The organism is Streptomyces sp. NPDC050448 (assembly GCF_040655295.1).
In the GTDB taxonomy this organism is placed as follows: domain Bacteria; phylum Actinomycetota; class Actinomycetes; order Streptomycetales; family Streptomycetaceae; genus Streptomyces.
Map to the genome: position 1 here is coordinate 97,933 of NZ_JBFAJR010000019.1, position 13,068 is coordinate 111,000.

Here is a 13,068-nt window from a genome sequence, read left to right on the forward strand (position 1 = left end):
GGCGCGCTGCTGCGGTCAGTGGGCCGACCCGGTCCGGGTCGGCGCGCCGGGCACTTCAGGAGCCTCACGGAACGGCCTCTACGGAATCCGCCACTGCTGGGCTTTGCTCCCGGAGTCGCAGGCCACCACCGTCAGTTGGTTGCCGGCGCCGTTGTCCGTCAGGCAGCCGCCCTGGAACTGGATGTCCTTGATGTAGTAGGCGCCCGCCGAGGGGGCCTTCTCCAGGTTCCACCACACGTCTGCGGCGAACGGGCCGGCGAGCTCGACGCGTACGGTGTCCCCGAACTGCGTCAGCGCCCGCGCCATCGCGGTACCGGACGGCCCGCACGTCTTGAAGCTGTCGTAGTTGCTCTTCTCGTGGAACCAGCCGAATGCGGTGGTGCCGCCCATGATCACCTTGGCGTTGCCCTGCGGGGCGGCGCCGCTGAAGCCGATCTTGAGCCCGTCGCCGACGTTGGTGATGGCGCCCCAGCCGGCTCCGCCGCAGCCCTGCGGCGCAGTGGCCCCGCCGTTGCCCGACCCTCCGGGGGTCGAGCTCCCGCCTCCGGGCGCGGTCCCGCCCCCGGCGCCGCCGCCGCTCGGACCCGAACCGGTCTGGCTCCCGCCGTTGCCGGAACCGCCGGAGGCCGGCTGGGGGTTCGGCACGGGCGCCGCGCCTCCGACGCCGCCCGCGGCGGCGGCCCCGGCGCCGCCCTGCGCGCCCGGGTTCCCGCCCGGGGGCGGGGCGCTGGGCGTGCCGTCTGCCGCACTCCCCGAGGGGGACGCGCCGCCAGGGCTCTGGCTCCCGTTGCCGGACGCCGGCGCGGACACGGAGGTGGACGGCCGCTGCCCCGGCCCGCCCGCGTCGGACGCCCGCCCCCTGGGGTCGATGTAGAAGACGGTGACGGCCACCGAGACCGTGATCGTCACCGTGATCCCGATCGCGAGCGGCGCGGAGACGGTCGCGGGGATGCGCAGCCGATCCCACCACTTCCGCCACAGCTCACCGCCCGCCGCCGAATCCGGGCCGGTCCCCGCGACGACCGGTCCCGCCGGCGCGTCGAGCTCGCCGAGCGGTCGGCCGGCCGCCGCACGCCGCGCCGCCGCAGCCATCACCGAGGCGTCGGCGTACCGCTCCTCGGGCCGCTTGGCCAGCGCCCTGGCGACGAAGGCGCGTACCGGCTCCGGGAATTCGGCGGGAAGGTCCGGCACCGGCTCCCTGATGTGCTTGAGCGCGATCTCGACCACCGATTCACCGGTGAACGGCGGTTCGCCGGTGAGCAGTTCGAAGCAGACCACGCCCATGGAGTACAGGTCGGACGCCGCGATGGCGCCGAGCCCCTCCGCCTGCTCGGGAGCCATGTAGAGCGCCGTCCCGAGGACCGCGTGCGAGTCGGTGATCCCGGTGCTGGCCGCGCTGGAACGCGCGATGCCGAAATCGGTGACCGTCACCCGGCCGTCTTCGCCCAGCATCAGGTTCGACGGCTTGATGTCGCGGTGCGTGACACCCTGCAGATGGGCGGCGTGCAGTGCGTCCAGGGCCTGCCCGGCGATGTCGAGTGCCTGCTCGACGGGGAGGGGCCCGGACTGCGCGCGGACCTCGGTCAGCGTCCGCCCCTCGACGAGATCCATGACGATGTACGCGACCTGCTCACCGGATTCGATCCGGCTCTCGCCGTAGTCGTGCACGTCGACGATCCCCGGGTGGCTGAGCGAGGCGAGGACCGTGGCCTCCCGGCGGAAACGCGCGGCGAACGAGAGGTCGTCGAGCAGCGCGGGAAGCAGGACCTTCACGGCGACCTGCCGTCTGAGCACGTCGTCGTCGGCGCGCCAGACCTCGCCCATGCCGCCGCCGCCGATCCGCTCGGCCAGTGTGTACCGGTCCCCGAGGACCGTCCCCCGCCCCCACATATGTGCCCCTCGCCCGTCCGGCTCGCTGGTGGTCAGCCAAAGTCCGTCTGGCAGAGGATACTTGTGCGTTCGCGAACTTCCACGAACCCCTGGGCATCGTGATCAGACGAGGCTCGTCAGGCCTTCGATCGCGGTCCGGGCCCACTCCTGCGCTCCCACCGTCGTACCGGTGACGACGCCGGTGGCGATCGGGGCCAGCGTTCCCTTGAGCAGGGCGAGCGCGCGGCGCAGCCTGCCTTCCTCGGGGGGTTCCGGGCGGGTGATCTCCGCGAGGACCTCTCTGGCCGCGGATTCGGCATCCTCGCGGTCCCGATCGGCGAGTCCTGCCTGGGGCAGTTGCCGGAGCAGGTCGGTGACCAGCGCGGCGAGCGCCTCGAAGCCCGGGGCGACGGCGCTGTTGTTCTGCTGGTTCTGGGTGACCGTGTCGTTGTTCCAGGCGAACTGCGCTCCTGAGACCGGGGCGTTGAACACCGGACCGTCGTAGTTGTTGACGTTCTGTGGCTCGTTCATGTGCTGGAACCGTCCTCATTGGTCTGCTGCTGGATCACGTTGCCGTTGTTCCACGAGAGCTGAGCACCGTAGACCGCGGCGTTGAAGACCGGGCCGTAGAAGTTGTTGACGACCGTCGGCGGACGCTCGACCGGCGGTGCGGTCTCCTGGACGACCGGCAGCGACGTACGCAGCGAGACCAGGTCGACGCGACCGTTGTCCTGCACGGCCGCACCCTGCGTGCCGGTCACGGAGCAGTCCACCAGGCGGCCCCCGCATTCCTCGGCGAACCGTGCGCCTGTGGCCGCGCAGTCGGTGAACTCGCCGTTCGTGACGTCCAGATAGGCGGAATCCGTCCCGCAGAGCCCGAATGCGCCGGAGTCCGTCACGGTGAGGTTCCGCGCGACGAGTCTCCCCTTGCCGAAGCCGATGGCCCCGCCGGCCCTCACCGCTGTGACGTGGCAGTCGTCCACGAGCAGCTGGCCGTCCTCGCCGACGCCGAATCCCAGCACCCCGCGCTCGGCCGTCACGCCTTTGAGCGTCACCCGGGACTGTCCGAGGACGGATATCGCGGCCAAGTCGAAATCACGGAAGACGGTGTCGGCGATGGCGGTCTTCGTGCCGCCGTCGCCCCGGGAGTCCAGGCCCAACGGGCAGCGCTCCACGCGGACTTGCTCGAACACCGCCCCGGATCCGTCCCAGACCCGCAGCCCGACGCCCGTCAGGTCCGCGATCCCGACCCGGGTGAAGCGGCCTCGGGCGGCTTCGGTGACGGCAATGCCGACATTGCCTCCCGAGATGCGGCAGCCGTGGACCTCGGGGGCGCCGCCCGTCGTGGACAACACCGCGACGTTGCCCGCGTCGAGGACCTCGCAGTCCTCGAACCTGCCCCGGCCCGAGGTCTGGACGTTGATGCCGGTGTCGCGGCAGCCGGTGAGGACGCAGCCGCGCACCACCGGGTCGGCGCCGCTCGCCACCGCGATCCCGTGTGCCGCATCGGTGACACGTGTGTCGTGCACGGAGCCCCGGGACTGTTCGATGAACATGACTCCCTCCGCGTGCGTGGCGGTGATCGCGCAGTCGGTCACGGCGAGTTCCGCGCGTGTGTCTGCGATGACGGCCGCTCTTCCGGTGCCGGTCAGCTCGCACCGGACGACTTCGGCCCGCGCCTCGCTGACGCGGACGCCGTGGATGCGGCTGCCTCCGATCCAGCTGTCGCGGACCGTGACGTCGGCTCCTTCGATCACCGCGACGGCATTGTCGGCGGCGTCGGTGAAGCGGCACCGTTCGACGAGTCCGTTCGACCCGGCGAAGAGGGTCCGGCCGTACAGGATCACGCTGTCCCGCAGGGTGACGGAGGTGTTCGGTTTCGCGTGCACGCCGACGCCGTGGTCCGCCCGGATCCGCGTGTGCTCGAGGGTGAGCGTTCCCGTATGGCAGGCGACGACGTCCGCGTCGCGGCCGGTCAGTACGAGGCCGTGCACACAGACCGACCCGAAGGTGTCCAGGACGGCCCCGCGGGGCCGGCTCACGACCACGGAGCCCGGGCCGTCGACCGCCGTCAACTGGACCTCGCCGTGGACGGTGAGCGCCTCGTCGTAGCGGCCGGGTGCAATCTCGATCAGGGCCGCCCGGCCCCGTGCGGCCGCGGCGCGCAGAGCGGACATGATGTCGGGGTGGGCCCGGCGGCCGCCGTTCGGCGAGACGACGTACCTCGCGACCATGGGCGTCTCCCCTCCCCCGTCCGGCTGGAGGAGCCGATGCTACCGAAGCCGGTCCGCGGCGGCGGGGTTCGGCGATCGCGCGGTCGCCGTTGCGCGATTCGCCGCCGGCGCCCGCCGCGCGCATCGCATGCGGGTGGAACGAGGACGGGCAGCCTCCTGCCCGACCCCCACCGACATGCAACTCTCCAGTTGCACCTGGAGTCATTACGTGCAACTCTGGAGTTGCTTCTCACGCGACGAAGAAGGAGTTCTGCCATGAGCAAGGATCGGATCGAGCGCGAGACCCTGATCGCGGCACCCCTGGAGCGGGTCTGGTCCCTGGTGACCCAGCCCGGCTTCTGGGTCGCCGACGAGGCGAACCCGCCCGCCACCCCCGCCGAGGAGGGCGCGTCGATCGTGGCGAAGAACTCCGAGTACGGCGACTTCCCGGTACGCGTCGAGAAGGTGGAGGCACCGACGTACGTGGCCTACCGCTGGGCCAGCGCCTTCCCCGGCGAGGCGCTGCGCGAGGACAACAGCACCCTCGTGGAGTTCACCCTGACCACAGAAGGCGACAAGACGCGGCTGCGTGTCGTCGAGAGCGGATTCGCGGCGCTGAACGGCTCCGAGGAGCTGCGCAGCAAGGCGGTGCAGGACAACACCGGCGGGTGGCCGCAGGTGCTCGATGCGTTCGCGAAGCGCGCCGAGCAGTATCCGGCGTGACGGACGGACATCGCGGCGCCGGCGGGGAGGTCGACAGCGTCCTCGCCGCGCTCGCCGACCCGACGCGACGCAAACTGCTGGATCTGCTGGCCGCACAGGGGGAGACCACCGCGACGAAGCTTGCCGAAGGACTTCCCGTGTCCAGGCAGGCGGTGGTCAAGCACCTCGCGGTGCTGGACGCCGCCGGCCTGGTCTGCGGCAACCGCGCCGGACGCGAGGTCCGGTACGCGGTCCGGCCCGCGGCCCTCGACGCGACGGCCCGGTGGATGGCCGCCCTCGCGGCCGACTGGGACCGCCGCCTGGCAGCCGTCAAGCGCATCGCGGAGGCGGCGGAACAGGACACCCCCTAAGGGCCCGTGGTGGGCAGGGCTGCCAGGGTGGCCGCGGCCTGGGCCCTCTCGGGGAGGCCCAGGGCTCCGAGTTGTTCCACGGCCTCCTCCAGCCGGGCCCTGGCCCGGTCGTGGTCGCCCGACGCCGCCAGGGCCGTGCCCAGCAGCCGCAGGGTCCGTGCCTGCGCTGCGCGCCATCCGAGCCGGTGCGCCGCGGCCAGTGCGCGCTCGCCGCACGCTGCGGCTTCCCGGGGATCGCCGCCCGCGAGATGGGCGGCGGTCTCCGAGATCAGGTTCATCACCTCGAAGGCCGGGTAGCCCCCTCGTACGCCCAGCGCGGCGCTCTCCCGGTGCCGGGCGACCGCCTCCGCCACGCGGCCGGTGTGCCGGGCGACGATCCCCAGGCTGTACAACGCGTGGGCTTCGCCGTAGCGGTCTGCGCTGTCGCGGGCGGCGCTCAGGCTGAGCCGGCCGGCCTCGGCGGCTTCGCCGAACCGGAGCAGGTTCAGGAGCGTACTGACGCTGTTCGAGCGCGCATGGGCCGTGCCCCACACGTTGCCACAGGCCGTCCCGAGGGCGATCGCCTCCCGGTAGAGGGCCTCGGCCCCGGTCCAGTCGGCGCACCCCTGCCGGACCACGGCCCGGCAGGTCAGGATGTCGGTGCGCACCGCGTTGTCCGGGACCGTCCCCGCTGCCTGCTCTGCGGCGCGGAGGGTGGCCTCCGCCTCGTCCCAGCGGCCCAGCCGTGTGAAGGCCGCCCCCAGCATGTACCCGATACGGCCGGCCGCACGTACGTCCCGCTGTTCCTCGGCGGCACGCAGGATGCGGCCGGCGGGGGCGACGAGCGCCGCCCACAGAAACGATCCGTCGAGCTGTGGGTCGAGTGCGAGGACGGTGTCGGCGATCAGCCCGACGGCCGAGGGTTCCGCCTCCAGCGTCTGCACGGCCACCGCCAGGACCGACTCGATGTACGGGGCAGCGGGGCCCCCGCTGCCCCGGGGAGCGACGGGTGCACCGTCCGCGGCCGTGGGGGTCGGCGGGCCCGCGAGGGGGTGGCCCGGGCGTTCGCGGGCGTACGCGGACCGGGCGCAGGCCAGGATGTGGCCGACCAGCCGGAGGAGGGCCGCCGTCCGCTCCTGTGTGCCGTCGCATTCCTCGGACCGTGCGGCGGCGAACTCCTTCAGCAGATCGTGAAACCGGTAGGTGAACGGAGCCGGGGATTCCAGGAGTCCGAGCGCGGTCAGCCGTTCCAGGCTCCGCTCCGCCTCCGGATGCCCCGGCCCGGCCAGTGCCGCCGCCGCGGCGAGGTCCACCGTCTCCGCGTGGGGAACCGCCGCGAGCCGGAACAGCCGGGCCTCGTCCTCGCCGAGCAGGTCGTAACTGAGCCGGAAGCAGGCTTCCACGCCGCCTTCGCCGCCGCCCCGGCCGGGGAATGCGGGGCGGCGCCCGTCGAAGAGCCGGACGAAGTCCACCAGCCGCCAGGCCGGCCGGGTCGCCAGCCTGGACCCCGCGATGCGCAGGGCCAGCGGCAGCCCACCGCACCGCTCGACGAGGGTTGCGGCCGCGGCCGGCTCGGCGGCGATCCGCTCGTCCCCGATGATGCGGCCGAGCAAGGCCGGCGCTTCCGCGGGGGCGAGGACGTCGAGCCGTACGCGCAGGGTGGCGGGCAATCCGGCCAGGGTGCCGCGGCTGGTGACGAGGACTGCGCAGGTGGATGACCCCGGGAGGAGGGGCTCGATCTGCGCGGTGTCCCGTGCGTCGTCGAGGACGAGCAGAATGCGCCGTCCGGCGAGGCGGGACCGGTAGAGAGCGGCGCGCTCCTGCGGATCCTCGGGGAGGGAAGGGCCCGTCACGCCGAGCGCGCGCAGGAATCCGGCCAGCACCGCACCGGGGTCCGCCGGGTCCCCCTGCACGCCGCGCAGATTCGCGTACAGCTGGCCGTCCGTGAAGTGCCCCCTCAGCCGCTGGGCTGCGTGCACGGCGAGGGTGGTCTTGCCGACCCCGCCGATACCGCCGACGGCGGCGACGACCACCGTCTCCGGGGCCGTCGGCGTCAGGGTGTCCAGGAGGGCCTGCACCTCCTCGTCACGTCCGGTGAAATCGCCGGGTACGTAGGGGAGTTGAGCGGGAGTCGGCAGCCGGGAAGCGACCGCGCCGAACGCGGAGGCCGAGAGGTGCAGGGCCGCGGCCGGCGTCGCCCGCGCCTGACTCCCCCGGCCGCTGCGCTCCAGTGCGGCGTCCCGGAGCAGGCGCAGCCGATCGTTCTGGGGATGTTCCAGGCACAGGCCGGCCAGTTCGGCGACGAGCTGAGCGTGGCACCCCAGCTTCAGGTCGAGCTCGACCCGCTCCGTCAGCACCGACAGGCGCAGCTCGGCCAGCCGCTCGCGCTGGATGCGGGCCTGCGGACCGGGCAGCCCTGCCAGCGCGGTTCCCCGCCACATCCCCAGGGCCTGCGCCAGCAGGTCCCGCGCCCCGGCCGGGTCGTGGGCCGAGCCGGCCGCGCGGGCCCGGGCGACCAGTGCCTCGAAGCGGGACAGGTCCAGCTCGCCGTGACCCACCCGGAGGCTGTAGCCCCGTCCCTGGGTGGCGAGCGCACGGCCCAGCGTGCGCCGCAGCCGGTACACGTACGACCTGACGGTGCCGACGGCCGCGCTCGGCGGCTCCTCGCCCCACAGGCCGTCGATCAGCTCGTCCACGCCCATCACCGCGTTGCGCCGGCACAGGAGCATGGCGAGCAGGGCGCGCTGCTGCGGCGGACCCAGCGGAAGCGGGGAATCGCCTCGGTGGGCCTGGACCGGTCCGAGCAGGCAGAAATACGGTTCGGGCCGCGTTCCGCTCATGATTCTTCGCCCAACTCCCGTACGCACAGGCGCAATGTGCGTGTACCCGCCACCCAGACGGAACTGTACCAAGGGTGTGCGGAACGGGACGGAGTATGCGCAAATCGGCCACTCCCTCCGGGGAACGGCCGGGCACCTATTGATCGTTGACTGGCTGTTGATCCGCAACGGCCACACTGCGCCCAGCAAGACCGTTCGGGGGAAGGGAAAACGGATGCCGGTTCCGACCGACCGCATCACCGTGACGATCCATGCGGCCGATCCGCTCAGCCGGGCCGGGGTCGTCAGCCATCTGCAGCACGAGCCCGCCGTGGAGATCGTGCCGCGATTACGAGAGCGCGACGGGCCGGTACCCGGCCCCCGCGTGGCCGTGATCCTGATCGACCGGGTCGACGAACGGTCGGCGGCCGAACTGCGCGGCGTCCTGCGCGGCGGCGCGCAGCACGTGGTCCTCGTCGCCCGCGAACTGCGCGAACAGGAGCTGCTCGCGGTGGTGGAGTACGGGGTACGGGCCATCGTCTGGCGGCATCAGGCGACCGAGGAGCGGCTGGTCCAGGCCGTACGGCAGGCCGCGGACGGTGAATGCGTACTGCCGCCGGACCTGATCGGCCGGGTGCTGGGACAGATGAACCGGCTGCGCCGCTCGGAGACCGCGGCAGCCTGCTCGGGCACGGCCGCCGGGCCGCTGTTCGGCATGGCGCCACGCGAGACGGACGTGCTGCGCCTGATCGCGGACGGGCTGGACACCCGCCAGGTCTCCGAGAAGCTCGCCTATTCCGAGCGTACCGTCAAGAACATCCTGCACGGCCTGATGACCCGGCTGCGGCTCAACAACCGTGCACACGCCGTGGCTTACGCGCTCCGCGAAGGCTACATCTGAGCCGGCCCGCGCCGCGCGAAGCAGCATCGGACCGCGCGAAGCAGCATCGGACCGCGCCGAGCGGCGTCACACCCCGGTGGCGGGGCCGAGCCGGTGGCGGGCGAAGGACCGGACCAGCGGGTGGTAGCGGTAGCGGCCCGAGGCCGCCGGCCCCAGCAGCCCGGAGTCGACGAGTTCCTCGATGGCGCCGGCCGCCTCGGGCTCGGAGGTGCCGAGCAGCGCGGCCGCCTCGGCGGCGGCGAACCCGTCCGGTGCCGCTGCGGTCGCGCGCAGGGCCTGGACCGCGGCCGCCGGGAGCCCTTCGGTGCGGCGGCGGAAGCCGTCCTCGACCGACCGGCCGTCCGCCCGCAGCCGCGCGAGCAGTCCGGTTCCGGTCGGTGATGCCAGCGCGTCCGCCGACCGGTACGGCTCCAGCCGCAGGCGCCGCCCGGCCAGGTGGAGTGCGAGCGGCAACCCGGCGCACCGACCGGCCAGTTCGCGCAGGCCGACGGGATCCTGGCGGACGCGCCCCTCACCCGCGACCGCGCCCAGCAGCTCCAGCGCGGGGGCGTCGTCCAATTCCGGTATCTCGACGGGTCGCGCTCCCGGTACGACGAGCCCGCGCGAGGCCGCGGTCACCAGCGCCGCGCACCCCGGCGTCCCGGGCAGCAGCGGCAGCAGCCCTGCCGCGTCGCGGGCGTCGTCGAGCAGGACGAGAACGCGCCGCCCGGCGAGCAGCGAGCGGTACAGCGCCGCCCGGGCCTCGATTCCGTCCGGCACCACCGCATCCGGTACCCCCAGGGCGCGTAGGAGGCCGCCGAGCGGGGCGGCGCGGCCGGCGCCGAGTGCGGCCCGGAGCACGCCGTCCGGGAAGGACGCCCGCAGCTGCTCGGCCACCCGGGCGGCGAGGGCCGTCTTCCCGATGCCCGGCATGCCGGTGAGCACCGCGACGGGCACACCGGCCGGGTCACCGGAGAGCAGCTCGACGAGCAGGGCGCTCTCGGCGTCCCGGCCGACGAAGGGCGATGCAGCGGGCAGGGGGGCGGCGCCCCGAGGGGTCGCGGCCTGCGGGGTGGACCGGCCGGGCACGGGCGCCGGCTCGGGGTGCCGCCGCGTGCCCGGGGTGGTGCGACCGGACCGAGCCCGCAAGCTGCGGTGCAGCGCGGCCAGTTCGGGCCCTGGGGTGGCGTTCAGCTCCAGGCCGAGTGTCTCGAGGGTGGCCTCGCACACGGCGAGCGCCTCGGCGGACCGGCCGGCCCGGTGCAGAGCCCGTACGAGCAGCGCCTGCGCCCGCTCGCGCAGCGGGTGTTCCGCGGCGAAGGCCCGCAGGGCCGGGACGGCTGCCTGGTCGCGGTCCGGGCCGAGGTCCAGCACGTCGCGGAAGTGATCCTCCCGGGCGGCCAGCCACAATCCGGTGAGCCGGTCGCGCTGGGCCTCGGCGTGGGGGCCGGGGAGGCCGGCCAGCGGGCATCCCGCCCAGAGTTCGAGGGCATGGCCGCGGGTGCGGTAGGCCTCGCGGGTGGCTCCGGCCGCGCGCAGCCGGGCCGCGTCGGCGAGCCCGCGTTCGAACTCGTCGACGTCCACCACCGGGCGGGGCAGCCGCACGGCGTACCCGCCGGAGGTGGACACCAGGAGCCGGGCGGGCGCCCGGGCCGGCCGGTCCGGTTCGAGGAGGGACCGCAGCCGGGACACGTACGTCCGCAGGGTCCCCACGGCACGCGGGGGCATGCGTTCTCCCCAGAGCGCGTCGCACAGTTCGGCGAGGGAAGCGGTCCGGCCGGCCCGCAGCAGCAGTACGGCGAGCAGCGCCCGTTGCTGGTTCGGGCCCAGGGCGAGCGGGGATCCGTCGGCGGCCCGCGCGGTCATCGGCCCGAGCATCCGGAACCGCATCCCGTCCGCGGCGCCGCCCTCGTGCTCCCCCGCCGCCGCCACGCGCCTCCCCACCCGTCTTGGACACCGGTAAGGAGATACGTTACTTCGGCGCGTCGGTCACGCGCGGTGCGCGCGCCCGTATCCGGCTGGCCTTCGACGCCGCGGAGGTGTGGGCCGTCGTGGGGCACGCGCCGCGTCATCCGCCCCGAAGGGCCGGCGCGCAGCTCCGCTGCCGGCGTGGCGGTATGGCCGAATGGCATCCGGTCTCCATCGGGCAACTCCGGCCGCCGGCGGGGGTCCGGCGGCCGGAGAGGTATCGAACCGGAGCGGCGGCGAACGCGGTCGGCGCCCCGGGGCGGGAGACCTTACGGCTTGGCGACCTCACGCGTCAGCTTCGACTTCCAGGGGCACCAGGTCGACCTGGGCAGGAGCGCACCGCCCACCTCGCCCAGGTGGCCGTCGACGTAGGAGATGCTCGCGTCGCACACCTCCATGGCCATGCCGAAGAACTTCACCGAGTTCGGGGCGAGGTGGTACTGCCAGGGCTTGTTGTACGAGGCAGGGCTCTTGACCACCGTGCCCATGACGCCGACGTTCTCCGTGTCCACGCCGCTCAGGATGTCGCGGGCCTGCTGGATCCTGGCCGGGTCGGTGAGCTGGAAGACGAAGGTGTCCTTGCCGTCGGTGAACTCGAAGTAGGCCGCCGGCGCGGCCGCGGGATTCGCTTCCGCACCGCTGTTCTGGGCCGCCTGGGCGGGCGTGGCCAACGCGAGGGCGATCATCGATACCGCCGCGAGACTGCCGACCTTGATGAGGTTACGTCGCATGTCTGAGACCTCCGGTGTCTGTCGGGTCGCGTCGTCCACGACCCGTCTGCGCCGAACGTAATGCGGAAGTCAAAGGAATGGTCTATTCCACCCCAAGGGTGCCCAAAAGGCCGCTCGCAGGTGCCCCAAAGTCCCCCGAGAGCGGCCAAAAGGTCCAGCGGTCCCGAAAGTTGACCGGCCCAACACCCGGCAGGCCCCGACCCCGGGACCATCCGGCCCGTGCCGTCACGCCCGTCCCGCCCTCCTGGCCAATGGCCCCTGTCGGCCCGATGACCGGCCGTCGGGCATCAGCCGTCCGCGTGCCGGAGGCGGTCCTGCACGGCGGGCCAGTTCACTCGCCCCGCGTGGATCAGCCGCAGCTGGCGGCGCGCGGTGTGCGTGACCGCCGCCCATTCCCTGCCTTCCGGGCCCGCGGCCAGGTAGGCGGAGACCGTCATCACCATGTGGTCGACGTACAGCCGCGCCAGCATGAGCAGGTCGTCCGCGCTCCAGCCCGCACTCAGCGGATCGGCACCGAGGCGCTCGGCCACCTCGCCGGCGAACGCGTCGAGCTGGCCGGCCACCGCCTCGCGCACCCTGCGCACCCCGCCGTGCCGTTCCCGCACGATGAAGCGGATGTGCCCGGGGTACTCCCGTACGAGTTCGGCCATCAGCTCCACGGTCGTGTCGATCCGCTGCGCCGCGTCGCCGGAGGCCGCGAGGGTCGAACGGACCGTGCCGTGCAGGCTCTGCAGCGCCTCGTCCACCAGCGCGATGCCCAGCTCTTCGGTGTCCCGGAAGTGCCGGTAGAAGGCCGTCGGGGTGACCCCCGCGACGCGGGTCACCTCCCGCAGACCGAGGCTGCCCAGGCTCTGCTCCTCCAGCAGCGACAGGGCCGCGTCCAGCAAGGCTCTGCGCGTTTTGTGCCGTTGCGCCTGGCGCGCCCCGATGATCTCACTCATGACGAAAAGTCAACCCCCGATTCCCTTTTTCTGCTCGCTTGCATTTAGACTGAGTAGTCAGTGCACAACTGTCTCCTATTTTTTGGAGGAAGCACGATGCTCTTCCTCGTAGCGGCCCTCATGCTGATGGGGCTCGCCCTGGGAACCGTGGCCCACGTGCCCGTTGACGTGTCCCTCACCGCCACTGCCGCGATCGCCTGTTGGCTGCTGGTCTTCGCGGTGCGGGAGCGGGCCGCCCGCCACCACCGGCCGGCCGGCCGGCAGGAAGGATGATCATGAATACCCCCGGCGCCGCGCTCCGCGCCCCCGATGTCCGTCAAGCCGACGGGATGGCGGTGGCCTCCTTCGTGTTCGGCCTGATCGGCCTCCTCGCGATGAACCTCCTCCTCGGACCGGCCTCGATCGTCCTCGCCGCCCTCGCACTGCACCGCGGTACGAGCCGCCCCGGACGCGCCCGGCTCGGTCTCGCCCTGGGCATCGCCGACCTCGTCGTCCTCGCCTGGCTGGTCAGCGCGGACCAGACCTGGTCGTGGAGCATCGGCTGACCGTCGCACCGCCGACCTGCCTGCCGACGCGCCGACACGCCGACCCGCCT

The 13,068-nt window shown here is 73.2% G+C and carries 12 protein-coding genes; 5 read left to right on the plus strand and 7 right to left on the minus strand.

Annotated elements, in window-relative coordinates; all coding sequences use genetic code 11:
• Nucleotides 1-78 precede the first annotated feature (78 nt).
• The 3 genes from AB0I68_RS22645 to AB0I68_RS22655 form a co-directional block, all read right to left on the minus strand.
• Nucleotides 79-1,890 carry a protein kinase gene (locus AB0I68_RS22645; RefSeq protein ID WP_363179150.1) on the minus strand — a complete coding sequence of 604 codons (1,812 nt, stop codon included), beginning with the start codon at nucleotides 1,888-1,890 and terminating at the stop codon, nucleotides 79-81.
• 102 nt (nucleotides 1,891-1,992) lie between these two features.
• Nucleotides 1,993-2,400 carry a hypothetical protein gene (locus AB0I68_RS22650; protein WP_363179151.1) on the minus strand — a complete coding sequence of 136 codons (408 nt, stop codon included), beginning with the start codon at nucleotides 2,398-2,400 and terminating at the stop codon, nucleotides 1,993-1,995.
• Nucleotides 2,397-4,103 carry a right-handed parallel beta-helix repeat-containing protein gene (locus AB0I68_RS22655; protein ID WP_363179152.1) on the minus strand — a complete coding sequence of 569 codons (1,707 nt, stop codon included), beginning with the start codon at nucleotides 4,101-4,103 and terminating at the stop codon, nucleotides 2,397-2,399. Before AB0I68_RS22655 ends, AB0I68_RS22650 begins: the two co-directional genes overlap by 4 nt.
• Before the next feature lie 255 nt (nucleotides 4,104-4,358).
• Between AB0I68_RS22655 and AB0I68_RS22660 the strand changes: the two genes are divergently transcribed.
• Together AB0I68_RS22660 and AB0I68_RS22665 are read left to right on the plus strand one after the other, a co-directional pair.
• Nucleotides 4,359-4,805, plus strand: a complete 447-nt coding sequence (locus AB0I68_RS22660) for an SRPBCC domain-containing protein (protein ID WP_363179153.1) — start codon at nucleotides 4,359-4,361, stop codon at nucleotides 4,803-4,805.
• A complete protein-coding gene (locus AB0I68_RS22665; protein WP_363179154.1) occupies nucleotides 4,802-5,155 on the plus strand; it encodes a metalloregulator ArsR/SmtB family transcription factor in 354 nt (117 codons plus the stop codon). The genes AB0I68_RS22660 and AB0I68_RS22665 overlap by 4 nt, the downstream gene beginning before the upstream one ends.
• Here AB0I68_RS22665 and AB0I68_RS22670 read toward each other — a convergent pair.
• Nucleotides 5,152-7,974 (minus strand): BTAD domain-containing putative transcriptional regulator, encoded by a 2,823-nt coding sequence (locus AB0I68_RS22670; protein ID WP_363179155.1) that lies wholly within the window; start codon nucleotides 7,972-7,974, stop codon nucleotides 5,152-5,154. The genes AB0I68_RS22665 and AB0I68_RS22670 overlap by 4 nt on opposite strands.
• 214 nt (nucleotides 7,975-8,188) lie before the next feature.
• On the opposite strand from AB0I68_RS22670, the gene AB0I68_RS22675 reads away from it, so the two are divergent.
• A complete protein-coding gene (locus AB0I68_RS22675) occupies nucleotides 8,189-8,854 on the plus strand; it encodes a response regulator transcription factor (protein ID WP_363179156.1) in 666 nt (221 codons plus the stop codon).
• Nucleotides 8,855-8,920: 66 nt separating this feature from the next.
• On the opposite strand, the gene AB0I68_RS22680 is transcribed toward AB0I68_RS22675, so the two are convergent.
• The 3 genes from AB0I68_RS22680 to AB0I68_RS22690 all read right to left on the minus strand — a co-directional run bounded on the left by AB0I68_RS22680 (nucleotide 8,921) and on the right by AB0I68_RS22690 (nucleotide 12,473).
• Nucleotides 8,921-10,765 (minus strand): BTAD domain-containing putative transcriptional regulator, encoded by a 1,845-nt coding sequence (locus AB0I68_RS22680; protein WP_363179157.1) that lies wholly within the window; start codon nucleotides 10,763-10,765, stop codon nucleotides 8,921-8,923.
• Nucleotides 10,766-11,070: 305 nt separating this feature from the next.
• Nucleotides 11,071-11,532 (minus strand): calmodulin-binding protein, encoded by a 462-nt coding sequence (locus AB0I68_RS22685; RefSeq protein WP_363179158.1) that lies wholly within the window; start codon nucleotides 11,530-11,532, stop codon nucleotides 11,071-11,073.
• A gap of 287 nt (nucleotides 11,533-11,819) precedes the next feature.
• Nucleotides 11,820-12,473, minus strand: coding sequence for a TetR family transcriptional regulator (locus tag AB0I68_RS22690; RefSeq protein WP_363179159.1), 654 nt, complete (start codon nucleotides 12,471-12,473; stop codon nucleotides 11,820-11,822).
• Nucleotides 12,474-12,569: 96 nt separating this feature from the next.
• Here AB0I68_RS22690 and AB0I68_RS22695 point away from each other — a divergent pair, with 96 nt between their 5' ends.
• Nucleotides 12,570-12,746, plus strand: a complete 177-nt coding sequence (locus AB0I68_RS22695; protein ID WP_363179160.1) for a hypothetical protein — start codon at nucleotides 12,570-12,572, stop codon at nucleotides 12,744-12,746.
• Between the two features lie 2 nt (nucleotides 12,747-12,748).
• On the plus strand, nucleotides 12,749-13,018 hold the full coding sequence (locus AB0I68_RS22700) for a DUF4190 domain-containing protein (RefSeq protein WP_363179161.1): 270 nt from the start codon (nucleotides 12,749-12,751) through the stop codon (nucleotides 13,016-13,018).
• Nucleotides 13,019-13,068 lie beyond the last annotated feature (50 nt).